We start from the raw sequence: 14963 nt of genomic DNA, 5'->3' as shown, positions 1-14963 counted from the left end.
AGCGAAGGGCGCGAACCTGCGGGTACGAATGTCTGCGCTTCGTGTCACCCTGTGTTGTGGCCGCATTCGGGCCGCCCGCCTCCCCCACAGTCAATCCGCATCCTCCTCTCTCAGAAAGTCCGCCTGTGCTGGGTAAACTCCTCGTCCGATATCTCGCCAGATACAAGTGGCTGCTGCTCGCCGTGCTGGTCTTCCAGTTCACGAGCGCCCTGGCCACCTTGTACCTCCCCCGTCTCAACGAAGACATCATCAACAAGGGCGTCGCGCTGTCCGACACCGAGTACATCTGGCGCACCGGCCTGTTCATGCTCGCCGTCTCGCTGGGGCAGATCGTCGCCGCCGTCATCGCCACCTACTTCGCGGCGCGCGCAGCGATGGGCGCCGGGCGCGACATCCGCGCCGACGTGTTCGCCAAGGTCAGCGGCTTCTCCGAGCGCGAGGTGTCGCGCTTCGGCGCGGGATCGCTCATCACCCGCAACACCAACGACGTGCAGCAGGTGCAGATGCTGGCGATGATGGGCGCCACCATGCTCGTCACGGCTCCGCTGCTGGCGATCGGCGGTGTGATCTTCGCCGTGCAGACCAACGCGGGTCTCAGCTGGATCATCGCCGTCTCGGTGCCGCTGCTGCTCATCGTCGCCGCGATCGTCGTCGGGCGCATGGTGCCGCTCTTCCGCAGCTACCAGGGCAAGCTCGACGCCGTGAACCGCGTCCTGCGCGAGCAGCTCACGGGCGTGCGCGTGGTGCGCGCCTTCGTGCGCGAGCGCATCGAAGAGGAGCGCTTCCGCGGTGCCAACACCGACATCATGGTCGTCGGCCGCAACGTCGGGTCGCTGTTCGTTCTGCTGTTCCCGCTGTTCATGCTCATCCTCAACGTGACCGTGGTCGCGGTGATCTGGTTCGGCGGCATCGAGGTCGACGCCGGCACCGTGCAGGTCGGCACGCTGTTCGCGTTCATGCAGTACATCGGTCAGATCATGGGCGGCGTCATCATGTCGAGCTTCATGGCGATCATGATCCCGCGCGCCGCGGTGTCGGCCGAGCGCATCGGAGAGGTGCTCGACACCGAGTCGAGCATGGTGCGTCCCGAGAACGGCGTGACCGCCTTCGCGGCACCCGGCGCCGTGGCTTTCGACGATGTCGAGTTCACCTACCCCGGCGCCGACGCTCCCGTGCTCTCGGGCATCAGCTTCGGTGCCCAGCCCGGCGAGACGGTCGCCATCGTCGGCTCGACGGGGGCGGGCAAGACCACGCTCGTCTCCCTCATCCCGCGGCTCTTCGACGTCTCGGGCGGCGCGGTGCTGGTCGGCGGCACCGACGTGCGCGAGGCGGATGTCGAGGCGCTGTGGAAGACCATCGGCCTCGTGCCCCAGCGCCCGTTCCTGTTCACCGGAACGGTCGCCTCGAACTTGCGCTACGGCCGTGAAGAGGCCACCGACGAAGAGCTCTGGAAGGCGCTCGAGATCGCCCAGGGCCGCGACTTCGTCGAGGAGATGCCCGACGGCCTCGACTCGCGCATCGCGCAGGGCGGCACGAACGTCTCCGGCGGTCAGCGTCAGCGTCTCGCCATCGCCCGGGCCATCGTGCGCCAGCCGCAGATCCTGGTGTTCGACGACTCGTTCTCGGCGCTCGATCTCACGACGGATGCCCGTCTGCGCCAGGCGCTGTGGCGGGAGCTGCCGCACGTGACCAAGATCGTCGTCGCGCAGCGCGTCTCGACGATCACCGATGCCGACCGCATCGTCGTGCTCGAGGGCGGCACGATGGTGGGAGTCGGCACGCACGAGGAACTTCTCGAGACCAACGACACCTATCGCGAGATCGTGGAGTCGCAGCTGGGGGTGGACGCATGAGCGAGCAGAACGCATCGCCGAAGCGCCGCGGTCGCGCGGCCGTCGCGAACGGAGCCGCTCCGGCGGCGGTGGTCGAGCCCGAGCTCACCGACGAGGAGAAGTACGAGGCCGAGCTCGCCGAGCAGGCGCGCCAGAACGGCGGCGGCTGGGACAGTGTGGCGCCGGGCAAGGCCGACAACTTCGGCAAGAGCTTCGCCCGCATGATCGGGCTGCTCAAGCCGTCGGCCGTCTGGTTCGTGTTCGTCTCGATCCTCGGCGCGATCGGCGTCGTGCTCACCGTCGCGGCACCGAAGGTGCTGGCCGAGGCGACGAACCTCATCTACACCGGGTTCATCTCCCGGCAGCTGGGCGAGGGGCAGGGCGACTTCCCGGGCTTCCCCGCCGGGACGCCCAAGTCGGAGGTCGTCGAGCAGCTTCGCGCCGCCGGGCAGGACGACTTCGCCAATCAGGTGTCGGCGCTCGAGAGCTTCCGCGTCGGCGACGGCATCGACTTCGACGCGCTGCGGTGGATCGTCGCCGCGGTGCTCGCGATCTACGTCGTGGCGGCGTTCCTCAGCTGGCTGCAGGGCTACGTCATCAACGTCATCATGGTGCGCACCATGTGGCGTCTGCGCGAGCAGGTCGAGGCGAAGATCAACCGTCTGCCGCTGGCGTACTTCGACAAGGTGCAGCGCGGCGAGCTCATCTCGCGCGTCACCAACGACATCGACAACATCACCCAGACCATGCAGCAGTCGCTGTCGGGGGCGCTCACCGCGGTGCTCACCGTCGTCGGCGTGCTGGTGCTGATGTTCACCATCTCGTGGCAGCTCGCGCTCGTCGCGCTGGTGGCGCTGCCCCTGATGGGTGTGATCTTCGGCATCATCGGGCCGCGGTCGCAGAAGGCGTTCGGAACGCAGTGGCGCAAGGTCGGCCGCCTCAACGCCCGCGTCGAGGAGGCGTTCTCGGGTCACGCGCTCGTGAAGGTGTTCGGTCGCGAGAAGGACGCGCTGCAGAAGTTCGGCGACGAGAACGAGGAGCTCTATCAGGCGGCCTTCAAAGCGCAGTTCCTGTCGGGCATCATCATGCCCGCGATGACCTTCGTCGGCAGCTTGACCTACGTGGGCATCGCGGTGCTCGGCGGCCTGCTGGTGGCCAGCGGACAGCTGCGCATCGGTGACGTGCAGGCGTTCATCCAGTACTCGCAGCAGTTCACGCAGCCGCTGTCGGAGCTGGGCGGCATGGCGGCGGTGGTGCAGTCCGGCACGGCCTCGGCCGAGCGGGTCTTCGACTTCCTCGACGCCGACGAGCAGGAGGCCGACGCCGCCGACGCCCCCGACCTGCCGGACGGCCGCGGCGTCATCGAGTTCGAGAACGTCGCGTTCTCGTACAGCCCCGACCGTCCGCTCATCACCGATCTCTCCTTCCGGGTCGAGCCGGGGCAGACGGTCGCGATCGTGGGCCCCACCGGCGCAGGCAAGACGACGCTCGTGAACCTCATCATGCGGTTCTACGAGCTGAGCGGCGGGCGCATCGTGCTCGACGGGCAGGACATCTCAGAGATCACCCGCGACGAGCTGCGCTCCCGCACCGGCATGGTGCTGCAGGACCCGTGGCTGTTCGCGGGCAGCATCCGCGAGAACATCCGGTACGGACGATCGTCGGCCACCGATGAGGAGGTGCTCGAGGCGGCGAAGGCGACGTACGTCGATCGCTTCGTGCACGCGCTGCCCGACGGGTACGACACCGTGCTCGACGAAGACGCGTCGAACGTGTCGGCCGGTGAGCGTCAGCTCATCACGATCGCCCGGGCGTTCGTCGCCCAGCCGTCGATCCTCATCCTCGACGAGGCGACGTCGGCGGTCGACACCCGCACCGAGCTGCTGCTGCAGAACGCCATGGCCGCGCTGCGCAAGGGCCGCACCTCGTTCGTGATCGCGCACCGGCTCTCGACGATCCGCGACGCCGACCTCATCCTCGTGATGGAGCACGGCGACATCGTCGAGAAGGGCACGCACGACGAGCTCATCCAGGCGCAGGGGGCGTACTGGCGGCTCTACCAGTCGCAGTTCGAGCAGGCGGCGACCGACATCGATGCCGAAGACGCCCTCACGGGCTCCACGCCGACCGTCATCACGGGCGACGCCGACACCCCCGTGAACGCGTCGGAGGCGGCGGCGGCCGACGTCGTGGCCGGCGTGGCCGTGGGCGCCCAGGTGCCCACCGCCGAGGCCACCGCGGCGCAAGGCATCGTCGAACGCCCCGCCCCTGAGGGCGACCGGGCCTGACCCGCTCCCGGGCCTGACCCGCTCCCGGGCCTGACCCGCTCCCGTCGCACTTTCTGTCGCCTCCCGCCGCGCGGGGCGACAGAAAGTGCGACGGGAACGCGGGGTGCGGGTGGGGGGTGCGGGGGCTAGTCGGCGTCGAGGCCGAAGAGGGCGATCGGGTTCGTCAGGCGCCACCAGAAGGTGGGCCCCTCGATGTCGTCGCTGAGGCTCAGTTCGGTGGTCGCGGTGTTCAGCGGCCCGACCGTGCGGAGTGTTCCGACGACAGCCCCGTCGTAGACCGCGTCATCGAGCGTGAACTCGGGCGACGAGGTCGCCGCAGCGCCGTTCCACAGGATCACATCCGCGTCGGCATCGGTCACGATCTCGACCTGCTCGCCCCATTCGGTGTCGACCCGGCCGACCACGGTCCCCGCCGGCACGGCCGCCGACTGCGTCTGCAGCGCGGCCTCCACCTCGGCGAAGAGCGAGCGGGTGCCCGCGAGGCGCTGCGCATCATCGTCCTGGTTGAGCACGGCGGCGTACAGCGTCACCGGGATGTCGTCGACCGTGACCGTCTTCGACGTGAGCAGGTTCCACCCGACGAGCGTGCCCGTCTTGATGCCCGTCACCCCGGCATCGTCGAGCATGCCGTTCGTGTTCGTCACCACGCCCGCTCCGGGGATCTCGGCCGAGCGTGTTCCGACGATCTGAGCGAAGACGGGATTCTTCATGGCGATCTCGCCGAGGCGCACCAGCGCTTCGGGCGTCGCCGTGTTGCGCTCGTCGAAGCCCGACGGGGTCACGATGGTCATGTCGTCGGCCAGTCCGCGGTCGCGCAGCCACGCCTCCGCGGCCACCGCGAAGCCCTGCTCCGAGCCCCAGAGTTCGCGCGCCAACCGGTCAATGTAGTTGTTCGCCGAACCGAGCAGCGTGCCCTGCAGCATCTGATACTCCGTCAGCACACCGCCCACGGGCACGTCGAGCGACGACTGGTTCGATCGGCGATACGACCAGAAGTCACGGCTGTCGGCGGCGGTGAAAGCGAACTCGGGACCCTGCTCGCCCAGCGCCAGCGGCAGGCGGTCGAGCACCATGAGCACGCTCACCACCTTGGTGATGCTGGCGATGCTCGCGGGGTCGACCGACGACGCGGTCGTGGTCAGGCCGCCGACCCCGACGGCCGAGCTCCCCTGCGCGGGCCAGGTGATGGTCGCGGCCGGCGCGGACACCGTCTCGAAGGACACGGCGGATGCCGTCGGTGCGACCTCGTGCAGCGGCCACAGCGCGGTCGTGCCGGCGTACGCCGCCGTCAGCGCCACGACCATGCCGATCGGAACGAGCACACCGGGGCCCGCCACCGCGGGGCGCAGTCGGGCGCCTCGGAGCAGCCCTGCCCCGCCGGCATCGACGGGCTCGTCGAGAGAGCGGGCCGTGGAGTGCGCAGCGACGGTCTGCGGGTCGACCCAGGTCAGCGCGGTGGCCGGGCGCTCCTCGTCGGCCCACTGCGCCGCGGCCCACGCCTCGTCCTCGTCGCGGTCGTCCTCGTCGCGGTCGTCGTCGGCGAGGGGAGCGTCGGCGAGAGGAGCGTCGGCAAGGGGAGCGTCGGCGGGTACACGGTCGACGGACGTCGCGACCGCGGCGGTCTCGGCGTCTCCCGCTTCCTGCGCACGCGCATCCACCTCCGCATCCGCGAGGGGAGCGGGTTCCGCATCACGGACGGCGCGATCCGTCGCATCGGCGGCGGTGGCGTCGGTGGGGTGAGCTGCGGTCACTCGTTTACGGTACCCAATCTCCCGCGAAAAACCGCGTGCGGGAAGACGTGACCGCGACATGTCGCCCCCGGGTATGCTGTTCACCACAACCACGGGAGTCCGGCGAGCCGGGCTGAGAGGGAGCGAATCGCGCTTCGACCGTCGAACCTGATCTGGGTCATGCCAGCGCAGGGAGGAGTTCACATGAGTACGTCCACGCCCGAATCCACCGCGAAGAACAGCGGGATCACGGCATCCGCCCCGGCATCCGCGAAGAGCGGCACGGCCTCCCTCTCGATCTGGCGCTGGCGCGTCGTCGACATCGTCGTCGCCAGCGTGCTCGGCGTCGCCGCGGGGCTGATCTTCCTCGCCTGGAACGTCGGCTACCTCGGCCCGAAGGCCCTGCTCGAGCCGCTGCTGCCGGGCCTGCAGGGCCTGCTCGACGGCCCCTGGCTCTTCGCCGGCGTGCTCGGCGGGCTGATCATCCGCAAGGCGGGCGCCGCGATCTACGTCGAGCTGCTCGCCGCCGTCGTCTCGGCGCTGTTCGCCAACCAGTGGGGCGGATTTCTCACGCTCGAAGCAGGTCTCGTGCAGGGCCTCGGCGCCGAGCTGATCTTCCTGCTCTTCTTCTATCGCCGCTGGTCGCTGCCCGTCGCCATCCTCGCCGGTGCGGGCGCGGCGCTCGCCGGCGGCATCAACAACCTCGTGCTCTGGTACGCCGGGTCGGGCGCCGAGTTCACGACGATCTACCTCGTGAGCACCATCGTCTCGGGCGCTGTCATCGCGGGCGCGCTCTCATGGGTGCTCGCGCGGGGCATCGCCGCGACCGGCGCGCTCGACCGCTTCGGCTCGGGCCGCGAGGCGCGCGTGCGCGTGTGATGTCGAGCGATCACGCCGGCCCCGCGGCCGTCGAGGCGGTCTCGTGGGGCTGGCGTCACGCCAGTCGCCTCGCCTGGGCGCTGCGCGACGTGTCGTTCCGCATCGAACCCGGAGAGCGCGTGCTCGTGCTCGGGGCTTCCGGGGCGGGCAAATCGACCCTCCTCCAGGGCCTCGCGGGCGTGCTCGGGGGCGATGAGGAGGGCGAGTCGGAGGGCGCGCTCCTCATCGATGGGCGCCCGGCCGCTGCGACCCGCGGCCGTGCAGGGCTGGTGCTGCAGGACCCCGATTCGCAGGTCATCCTCGCCCGGGTCGGCGACGACGTCGCGTTCGGATGCGAGAACCTGGGGGTGCCGCGGGGGGAGATCTGGCCCCGCGTCTCGCAGGCGCTCGACGCGGTCGGCCTCGACGTTCCGCTCGACCGGCCGACGAAAGCCCTCTCGGGCGGGCAGAAGCAGCGCCTCGCTCTGGCGGGGATGCTCGCGATGCGCCCCGGGGTGGTGCTGCTCGACGAGCCCACCGCGAACCTCGACCCCGACGGCGTCGTCGAGGTGCGCGACGCGGTCGAACGGATGCTCGCCGCGCATCCCGCGACCCTCGTCGTGGTGGAGCATCGGCTCGAGGTGTGGCTGCCGCTCATCACGCGGGTCATCGTCGTCGGTCAGGGGGGCGTCGTCGCCGATGGGCCGCCCGAGCTCGTGCTCGGCGAGCAGGGTGCGCAGCTCGCCGCCGACGGGGTGTGGGTGCCGGGGTTCGCTCCGGAAGCTCCGCCGCCCCCGCCCACCCCACCGGGCGAGGTGCTGCTGTCGGCGCGCGGCCTGGCCGTGGCCCGAGAGAAGGGCGCTCCCGTCGCGACGGGCATCGACCTCGATGTGCGGGCCGGGCAGGCGCTCGCGATCACCGGGGCGAACGGAGCGGGCAAGTCGACTCTCGGACTCACCCTCGCCGGGTTGCTCCCGCCGGCGGGTGGGGTGGTGGAGGCGTCCGCCGCGCTCGCCGCGGGCATCCGTCGGGTGCCGATCGACTGGGCGTCGCGCGACCTGCTCACGCGCATCGGAATGGTCTTCCAGGAGCCCGAGCACCAGCTGCTCGCCAAAACGGTGCAGGACGAGTTGGCGGTGGGGGCGCGCGCCCTCGGCGTGCCCGAAGACGAGATCGCCGCCCGCAGCGACGAGCTGCTGCATCGGCTGCGCCTCGACCGGCTGGCCCGGGCGAACCCCTACACGCTGTCGGGCGGGGAGAAGCGCCGTTTGACGGTGGCGGCGGCTCTCGCCACACGGCCGCGAGTGCTGGTGCTAGACGAGCCCACCTTCGGGCAGGATGCCCGCACATGGGCCGAGCTGATGGCGATGCTGGCCGCCCTCCGCGACGAGGGCACGGCGATCGTCACCATCACGCACGACCTGGACGTGGTCCGCGCGCTCCACGCCGAACGGTACGAACTGCGGGGCGGGCGATGACCGTCGTCGAGACGGCGGCGCGCACCGGCCGCGTCGCCCGCATCAATCCGGTCGCGAAGCTCGCCGTCAGCGCGCTCATCGCGATCCCGCTCATCCTCACGCTCGATCCGGTGTCGGCATCCGTCGCGCTGGTGCTCGAATGCGTGCTGTTCCCCTTCGTCGGGGTCGGATGGCGGGAGTTCTGGTTGCGCACCTGGCCGGTGTGGATCGCCGCGCCCCTGACCGCGTTGACCATCGCCCTCTACGGCGAGACGAGCGGCACCGTGTACGTCGAGTGGTTCGTGCTGCGCATCAGCGACGGGTCGTTGGCGCTCGCGCTCGCCGCTTTCCTGCGAGTGCTCGCGATCGCGCTGCCCTCGGTGGTGCTGTTCATCACGGTCGATCCGACTGATCTCGCCGACGGCATGGCCCAGGTGCTGCGGCTGCCCGCGCGGTTCGTGCTGGGAGGGCTCGCAGGTCTGCGAATGGTCGGTCTGTTCCTCGACGACTGGCGCGCGCTCGAACTCGCGCGGCGAGCACGCGGGGTCGCCGACCGCGGGCGCATCCGCCGGTTCTTCGGCATGGCGTTCGCGCTGCTGGTGCTGTCGATCCGCCGGGGGGCGAAGCTCGCGACGGCCATGGAGGCGCGCGGGTTCGGGGCGCCCGGTCGCCGCACGTGGGCACGCCAGTCGCGGTTCGGGGTCGCGGAATGGATGCTCCTGGCCGTCGGCGTCGCGATCTCGGCGGCGGCCGTCGTGGCAGCGGTGGCGACCGGGGCGTGGAACTTCATCCTCGGGCCGAGCGCCTGACCGCGGTCGTGTCGTAGGCTCCTTCCCGTCGGCCGCTCCGCGGGACCGTGGTGGCACTTAGAACCACGTAGGCTGATACTCGGTCGCACAACGACGTTCGAAGGAGAACACGATGCAGATCAGCGGACAGGGCGCTCTCATCACGGGCGGGGCCTCGGGGCTCGGGCTCGCCACCGCGCGACGGTTGGCGGATGCCGGAGCCCACGTCACGATCGTCGACCTCCCCGCTTCGCAGGGGGCCGAGATCGCCGAGGAGCTCGGCGGGCTGTTCGTGCCCGCCGACGTCACGAGCGTCGACGAGGTGCACGACGCCGTCGCCCGGGCGCAGCAGGCCGCTCCGCTGCGCATCGTCGTGAACTGCGCCGGTATCGCCCCGCCCGCCAAGGTGCTCGACCGCGACGGCAACCCCGCCGCTCTCGCCGACTTCGAGCGCGTCGTGCGCATCAACCTGATCGGCACGTTCAACGTGCTGTCGCAGGCATCCGCCGTGATCGCGAAGAACGAGCCCGACGGTGGCGGTGGTCGCGGCGTCATCGTCGACACGGCGAGCGTCGCCGCGTTCGACGGACAGATCGGTCAGGCCGCCTACTCGGCGTCGAAGGGCGGCGTGCACGCGATGACCCTCCCCGTGGCGCGCGAGCTCGCCCGACACGGCATCCGCGTGGTCACCATCGCCCCCGGGATCATGGAGACGCCCATGCTGCTCGGTCTGCCGCAGGCCGCGCAGGACTCGCTGGGCCAGCAGGTGCCGTTCCCCTCGCGTCTCGGGCGCCCCGACGAGTACGCCGCCCTCGTGCAGCAGATCGTCGAGAACGACTACCTCAACGGCGAGACCATCCGTCTCGACGGCGCCATCCGAATGGCCCCGAAGTAACCCCCCCACCCCCGCGCCCGGTCGTCCCCGCTCCCGTCGCATTTTCTGTCGCCTCCGTGGCTCGGAAGCGACAGGAATTGCGACCGGAACGGCCGACGGAGCGGGCCGAAGGAACAGGCCGAGACGGCCGCAGAACGAGGAGAACCCATGACACTCGCAGGAAAGACCATCCTCATGTCCGGCGGCAGCCGGGGGATCGGACTCGCGATCGCGCTGCGCGCCGCCGCCGACGGGGCGAACATCGCCATGCTCGCGAAGACCGACACGCCGCATCCGAAGCTCGAGGGCACGGTGCACACCGCGGCCGAACAGATCAGGGAGGCGGGCGGCCAGGCGCTGCCGATCGTCGGCGACGTGCGCGAAGACTCCGACATCACCGAGGCGGTGCTCAAGACGCAGGGCGAGTTCGGCGGCATCGACATCGTCATCAACAACGCCAGCGTCATCGACCTGTCGCGCTCGCTCGAGCTGAGCGCGAAGAAGTACGACCTCATGCAGGACGTGAACGTGCGCGGCACCTTCCTGCTGTCGCGCGCCGCCGTGCCGATTCTGAAGGATGCCGAGAACCCGCACATCCTCTCGCTCTCGCCGCCGCTCAACCCCTCGCCCAAATGGCTCGGCGCGCACACCGGCTACACGCTCGCGAAGTTCGGCATGACGATGGCGACGCTCGGCCTCGCCGCCGAGTTCGCGCCGGACGGCATCGCCGCGAACACCCTGTGGCCGCGCACGACCATCGCGACGGCCGCGGTGCAGAACCTGCTCGGCGGCGATCGGGTGATGGCGGCGAGCCGCACCGCCGACATCTACGCGGATGCCGCGTACGAGGTGCTGCGGCAGCCCGCCCGGTCGTACACCGGCCAGACGCTCATCGTCGAGGACGTTCTCGAGGCGGCCGGAGTGACCAACTTCTCCCGCTACGCCGCCGTACCGGGTACTCCCGACTCGGCCCTGTTCCCCGACATCTTCCTCGACTGACGCGTTCGCGGTGCCCGGCCTGTTCGGTCCCGCGGCGTGCGAAACGGAGAGCGGATGCCTATGGCCCGGTGTGTCGTCGGTCGACGCGCCGTGTGGTGCGCGACCGATCTCCGTTTTCGCGTGCGATCGCGATCGCGGGGAGTTGTCGAGCGGCACCCGCGTCAAAACAGGAGGTAGAGCGCGCCGACGATCGTGAGGGCGATCACCAGGCGGTCGAAGAGGCGCTGATCGAGGCGCTTCGCGATGGCGAGGCCGACCAGTGCGCCGATCACGACGAACGGGGCGAGCACGGCGTCCATCAGCAGCACGGGCGGCGTGAACAGACCGATGCCCGCGAGGAACGGCACCTTCACCAGGTTGATGATCGCGAAGAACCACGCCGCGGTGCCCAGGAACACCTGCACCGGGGTGCGCGTGGCGAGGAAGTACATCGACATGACGGGCCCGCCCGCGTTCGCCACCATGGTCGAGAAACCGCCGAGTCCGCCGTAGACCCCGGCGAGCACGAGTCCCCGCCCGGGTTCGCGGACGACGGCATCGGCCCGGCTCTGCCGCCATCGCCGCCAGAGGGTGATCGCGATCATCAGCAGGAGGATGACCCCGATCGCCCGTCGCACGACGCCGTCGCCCGCGAGCGCCAGGAATGCGAAGCCCGCGAGCAGTCCGAGCACGACCGCCGGGGCGAGTCGCAGGATCGTCGGCCAGTGCGCGTGCCGTCGATAGGCGAGAAGAGCGAACACGTCGCCGACGATGAGCAGCAGCAGCATCGCCGCGGTCGACATGCGCGCCGGCAGCACGGTCGCGAACAGCGCGATGGCGAGGATGTTACTGCCGGGGAGTGCGGTCTTCGAGATGCCGATGACGACCGCCGCGACCCCCAGGGCCGCCCAGGCCCAGGGGTCGAGCGCGATCACGCCCGCGTCAGCCGCGGACGGCAGCGAGAGCGGCGGCGAAGCGGGCCGAACGCTGTTCGATGTCGGCCCAGTCCTGGGCCTTGAGCGACGCGCCGTTGGCGAGGTCGCCGCCGGCTCCGACCGCGACGGCGCCGGCGGCGAACCAGTCGGCGAGGTTGTCGGGGTTCACGCCGCCGGTGGGCATGAGGGGGGCGTCGGGGAACGGCCCGCGCAGGGCGCCGAGGTACGACGGGCCACCGAGCGAGGCGGGGAAGATCTTGACGACGTCGACGCCCAGGTCGAGTGCGGTCATGACCTCGGTGGGGGTCATGGCGCCGGTCATCACGACGCGTCCGGTGCCGATCATGTGACGGGTGAGGTCGGGCAGCGTGCCGGGGCTGACGAGGAACTCCGCGCCGGCCTCGGCTGCGAGCGTCGCCTGCTCGGAGGTGGTAACGGTGCCGGCCCCGACGTAGGCGGCGTCGCCGTGACGCGCGATGAGCTCGCGGATGACGGCCGGGGCGTCGGGGGTCGAGAACGTGACCTCGATGCCGGTCACCCCTCCGCGGATGATGGCCTCCGAGGCCTCGAGCGCGAGCTCGGGGGAGGAGGCGCGGAGAACGGCGAGGACTCCGGTGGCGCGGGCGCGGTCGAGACGGTCGGACATCATGCTCCTAGCGGTGGGGGTGCTTCCATTGTCGCGGATGCCCACTTGTCATTACAACGCGCGCGATCCGAAGCGACCCCGGGCTTCAGCGCTGCCAGGCGTCGATCGCATCCTTCGCCTGCTTCAGGCCCAGTCCGGACTCGGTGCGCAGCAGCTTGATCGCCGCGATCTGCTGGTCGGCGGCGACCAACCGGTCGATCTCTGCGGCCGCGTCGGGTGCCAGCATCGCCCGCACTTCGGCCGGGTCGTCGAACGCGGGAGGGAAGATCGGGATCGCCGTCGTCGCGGGGGCCCCGCCGATCGTCCACCGGTGGATGCGGCGCTTCGACGTCTGCAGGCTTTCGCCGGTGTGGTCGCGGAGCACCTTGACCGCCGCGACCGTGTTGCCCGCGCGCACAAGGCCGTCGATACGCGCCACCACCTCAGGAGCGAGGACCGGCGCCGGACCGCTCGGCACCTCGGAGGCCGTCGGCCGCACCGCGTGCACCACCCCGTAGACGAGCGCGAAGACGCCCAGGGCCGCAACGACGATGCCGATGATCATGACGAGGTCCATGCGAGACAGTCTAGGAAGAGCATCCGACATCGCCCGCCGCCCGGGGTCCAGCCGCTTCCCACCCGCTCGCCGGTACCCTGGAGGGTATGACCGAGAACCCCCGCACGCGCGAGACGCGCCCCGCAGCATCCGCGTCCGCCCCCGAGGGTCGACCCGCCCAGGGCAAGGTCCGCACGACCGGCCGACCCGCCGGCGGCACGCAGGTGCGCCCGGCGACCGAGGGCTGGACCCAGCAGAAGGATGCCGAGGGCCGCCCGCTGCTGCAGTTCGCGAGCCCGAAGCGGGGCAAGCCGCCCGTGCACCTCGCCGACCTCACGCCCGAAGAGCGCGTCGAGAAGGTGAAGGAGCTCGGCCTGCCCGGCTTCCGCGCCAAGCAGCTCGCCACCCACTACTTCCGCCACTACACGTCCGACCCGGCGCACATGACCGATCTGCCCGCCGGCATCCGCGACGACCTGGTCGCAGGCATGCTGCCGCCGCTGATGACGGAGGTGCGCCGTCTCGAGACGGACCGCGGCGACACGATCAAGTTCCTGTGGCGTCTGCACGACGGCGCTCTCGTCGAGTCGGTGCTCATGCGCTACCCCGGCCGCATCACGCTGTGCGTGTCGAGTCAGGCCGGCTGCGGCATGAACTGCCCGTTCTGCGCCACGGGCCAGGCGGGACTCACGCGCAACATGTCGACCGCCGAGATCATCGAGCAGATCGTGCGCGCGAACCGCGCGATCGCGAACGGCGAGCTGGGCGGCAAGCGCCGCGACGACCACAGCATGGAGCGCGTCTCGAACATCGTCTTCATGGGCATGGGAGAGCCGCTCGCGAACTACAAGCGGGTGATGGATGCCGTGCGCATCATGGTCGCCCCGCAGCCAGACGGCCTCGGCATGAGCGCGCGCGGCATCACGGTTTCGACCGTCGGCCTCGTGCCCGCGATCAAGAAGCTCGCCGATGAGAACATCCCCGTCACCTTCGCGCTGTCGCTGCACGCGCCCGACGACCACCTGCGCGACGAGCTCATCCCGGTGAACTCGCGGTGGAAGGTCGACGAGGCCCTCGATGCGGCCTACAACTACTACGAGAAGACCGGTCGCCGCGTCTCGATCGAGTACGCGCTCATCAAGGACATGAACGACCACGCGTGGCGCGCCGACCTCCTCGCCGACAAGCTCAACGCCCGCGGGCGCGGCTGGGTGCACGTGAACCCGATCCCGTTGAACCCGACCCCCGGCTCGATCTGGACGTCGTCGGAGAAGAGCGTCACCGACGAGTTCGTGCGCCGCCTCAACGACGCTGGCATCCCGACGACCCTCCGCGACACCCGCGGCAAGGAGATCGACGGCGCCTGCGGTCAGCTCGTCGCCACCACCGAGGACGAGGCCGCCTCGGCCGCGATGGCCTGAGCCCGCGCGGCATCGCGCCTGCCGTCAGCGGCGCCCCGGCGCTCGACCTCCGTCAGCCAGCGCGCGATCGTGGCGGACCCGGCGGCTTTGACGCCCAGCATCCGGTGGGTGCGGACCGATCGGATGCCGCAGAACCGCATCGTGTTGCGCACGACCTGCCGCTGGGCGGGGAGACCGGTGAAGGGCGCCGCGTACCAGGGGGTGTCGGCGAGGAGCAGCAGCCGTCCGTGGCGTGCCGAGAGGAGTCCGACCGGAAGCCCGCGCGGCGAGTAGCGGTACTCCTGCTGCGGGAGCAGGGCGCGATCGAAGAAGCCCTTGAGCAGCGCGGGCACGGATCCCCACCACAGCGGGGTCGCGATCACGACGGTGTCGGCGGCCGCGAGCGCCTGCTTCGCGTCGACGAGGTCGGGTTCGAGCGGCATGCGCTGGCGGTAGCCGAATCGCAGGTGCGGATCGAAGTCGAGGGTGCGCAGCGCCAGCACGCGGGCGTCGCCGTGCGCATCGGCGTACCGCTGCGCGAGAGCGGCGGTGAGGGAGTCGGCGTGCGGGTGGCCGTCGATCACGAGAGCGGGCATACGCGTTCCAATCTGGACAGTGTCAACTAGCTGGACACTGTCAAGA

At 70.5% G+C, this 14963-nt stretch carries 13 protein-coding genes and 1 riboswitch; of the genes, 8 read left to right on the top strand and 5 right to left on the bottom strand.

The annotated features are described in order from the left end of the window. The first annotated feature begins 125 nt into the window (after positions 1–125). Both AC3A3J_RS01560 and AC3A3J_RS01555 read left to right on the top strand, forming a co-directional pair. A complete protein-coding gene (locus AC3A3J_RS01560; protein ID WP_487670597.1) occupies positions 126–1853 on the top strand; it encodes an ABC transporter ATP-binding protein in 1728 nt (575 codons plus the stop codon). Then, entirely contained in the window at positions 1850–4120 is a 2271-nt protein-coding gene (locus AC3A3J_RS01555) for an ABC transporter ATP-binding protein (protein ID WP_487670596.1), read from the top strand. The genes AC3A3J_RS01560 and AC3A3J_RS01555 overlap by 4 nt, the downstream gene beginning before the upstream one ends. Before the next feature lie 125 nt (positions 4121–4245). Here AC3A3J_RS01555 and AC3A3J_RS01550 read toward each other — a convergent pair whose 3' ends face one another. Beyond that, positions 4246–5871 (bottom strand): D-alanyl-D-alanine carboxypeptidase family protein, encoded by a 1626-nt coding sequence (locus AC3A3J_RS01550; RefSeq protein WP_487670595.1) that lies wholly within the window; start codon positions 5869–5871, stop codon positions 4246–4248. Positions 5872–5952: 81 nt separating this feature from the next. Beyond that, positions 5953–6064, top strand: a riboswitch (TPP riboswitch). Here AC3A3J_RS01550 and AC3A3J_RS01545 point away from each other — a divergent pair. The 5 genes from AC3A3J_RS01545 to AC3A3J_RS01525 all read left to right on the top strand — a co-directional run bounded on the left by AC3A3J_RS01545 (position 6055) and on the right by AC3A3J_RS01525 (position 10826). Then, a complete protein-coding gene (locus tag AC3A3J_RS01545; protein ID WP_487670594.1) occupies positions 6055–6729 on the top strand; it encodes an ECF transporter S component in 675 nt (224 codons plus the stop codon). It overlaps the preceding riboswitch by 10 nt. Next, positions 6729–8186, top strand: a complete 1458-nt coding sequence (locus AC3A3J_RS01540) for an ABC transporter ATP-binding protein (protein ID WP_487670593.1) — start codon at positions 6729–6731, stop codon at positions 8184–8186. The genes AC3A3J_RS01545 and AC3A3J_RS01540 overlap by 1 nt, the downstream gene beginning before the upstream one ends. Then, entirely contained in the window at positions 8183–8974 is a 792-nt protein-coding gene (locus tag AC3A3J_RS01535) for an energy-coupling factor transporter transmembrane component T family protein (protein ID WP_487670592.1), read from the top strand. Before AC3A3J_RS01540 ends, AC3A3J_RS01535 begins: the two co-directional genes overlap by 4 nt. A 112-nt stretch (positions 8975–9086) precedes the next feature. Next, positions 9087–9848 (top strand): 3-hydroxyacyl-CoA dehydrogenase, encoded by a 762-nt coding sequence (locus AC3A3J_RS01530; RefSeq protein WP_487670591.1) that lies wholly within the window; start codon positions 9087–9089, stop codon positions 9846–9848. Between the two features lie 147 nt (positions 9849–9995). Next, positions 9996–10826 carry an SDR family oxidoreductase gene (locus AC3A3J_RS01525; protein ID WP_487670590.1) on the top strand — a complete coding sequence of 277 codons (831 nt, stop codon included), beginning with the start codon at positions 9996–9998 and terminating at the stop codon, positions 10824–10826. Between the two features lie 161 nt (positions 10827–10987). Here AC3A3J_RS01525 and AC3A3J_RS01520 read toward each other — a convergent pair whose 3' ends face one another. The 3 genes from AC3A3J_RS01520 to AC3A3J_RS01510 all read right to left on the bottom strand — a co-directional run bounded on the left by AC3A3J_RS01520 (position 10988) and on the right by AC3A3J_RS01510 (position 12942). Next, the gene (locus AC3A3J_RS01520; protein WP_487670589.1) at positions 10988–11740 is read right to left on the bottom strand and encodes a sulfite exporter TauE/SafE family protein; all 753 of its coding nucleotides are present in this window, start codon (positions 11738–11740) and stop codon (positions 10988–10990) included. A 7-nt stretch (positions 11741–11747) separates the two neighbouring features. Further along, positions 11748–12389, bottom strand: a complete 642-nt coding sequence (locus tag AC3A3J_RS01515) for a bifunctional 4-hydroxy-2-oxoglutarate aldolase/2-dehydro-3-deoxy-phosphogluconate aldolase (protein WP_487670588.1) — start codon at positions 12387–12389, stop codon at positions 11748–11750. An 82-nt stretch (positions 12390–12471) separates the two neighbouring features. Further along, a complete protein-coding gene (locus tag AC3A3J_RS01510) occupies positions 12472–12942 on the bottom strand; it encodes a hypothetical protein (RefSeq protein WP_487670587.1) in 471 nt (156 codons plus the stop codon). Between the two features lie 86 nt (positions 12943–13028). On the opposite strand from AC3A3J_RS01510, the gene rlmN reads away from it, so the two are divergent. Then, a complete protein-coding gene (gene rlmN, locus AC3A3J_RS01505; protein ID WP_487670586.1) occupies positions 13029–14342 on the top strand; it encodes a dual-specificity RNA methyltransferase RlmN in 1314 nt (437 codons plus the stop codon). Here the strand turns inward: rlmN and AC3A3J_RS01500 are convergent. Next, entirely contained in the window at positions 14291–14917 is a 627-nt protein-coding gene (locus AC3A3J_RS01500; RefSeq protein ID WP_487670585.1) for an NAD(P)H-dependent oxidoreductase, read from the bottom strand. The genes rlmN and AC3A3J_RS01500 overlap by 52 nt on opposite strands. Positions 14918–14963 lie beyond the last annotated feature (46 nt).

The organism is Microbacterium sp. Soil_N32 (genome assembly GCF_057655505.1).
Note: the sequence above shows the minus strand (reverse complement) of the source record. Positions and strands in the feature narration are given on the sequence as shown.

What these genes read in the sequence shown, in the direction of transcription:
- AC3A3J_RS01555 (WP_487670596.1), top strand. Translation starts at nt 1,850, where the DNA reads ATGAGCGAGCAGAACGCATCGCCGAAGCGCCGCGGTCGCGCGGCCGTC.
- AC3A3J_RS01545 (WP_487670594.1), top strand. Translation starts at nt 6,055, where the DNA reads ATGAGTACGTCCACGCCCGAATCCACCGCGAAGAACAGCGGGATCACG.
- AC3A3J_RS01540 (WP_487670593.1), top strand. Translation starts at nt 6,729, where the DNA reads ATGTCGAGCGATCACGCCGGCCCCGCGGCCGTCGAGGCGGTCTCGTGG.
- AC3A3J_RS01535 (WP_487670592.1), top strand. Translation starts at nt 8,183, where the DNA reads ATGACCGTCGTCGAGACGGCGGCGCGCACCGGCCGCGTCGCCCGCATC.
- AC3A3J_RS01530 (WP_487670591.1), top strand. Translation starts at nt 9,087, where the DNA reads ATGCAGATCAGCGGACAGGGCGCTCTCATCACGGGCGGGGCCTCGGGG.
- AC3A3J_RS01525 (WP_487670590.1), top strand. Translation starts at nt 9,996, where the DNA reads ATGACACTCGCAGGAAAGACCATCCTCATGTCCGGCGGCAGCCGGGGG.
- AC3A3J_RS01515 (WP_487670588.1), bottom strand. Translation starts at nt 12,389, where the DNA reads ATGATGTCCGACCGTCTCGACCGCGCCCGCGCCACCGGAGTCCTCGCC.
- AC3A3J_RS01510 (WP_487670587.1), bottom strand. Translation starts at nt 12,942, where the DNA reads ATGGACCTCGTCATGATCATCGGCATCGTCGTTGCGGCCCTGGGCGTC.
- rlmN (WP_487670586.1), top strand. Translation starts at nt 13,029, where the DNA reads ATGACCGAGAACCCCCGCACGCGCGAGACGCGCCCCGCAGCATCCGCG.
- AC3A3J_RS01500 (WP_487670585.1), bottom strand. Translation starts at nt 14,917, where the DNA reads ATGCCCGCTCTCGTGATCGACGGCCACCCGCACGCCGACTCCCTCACC.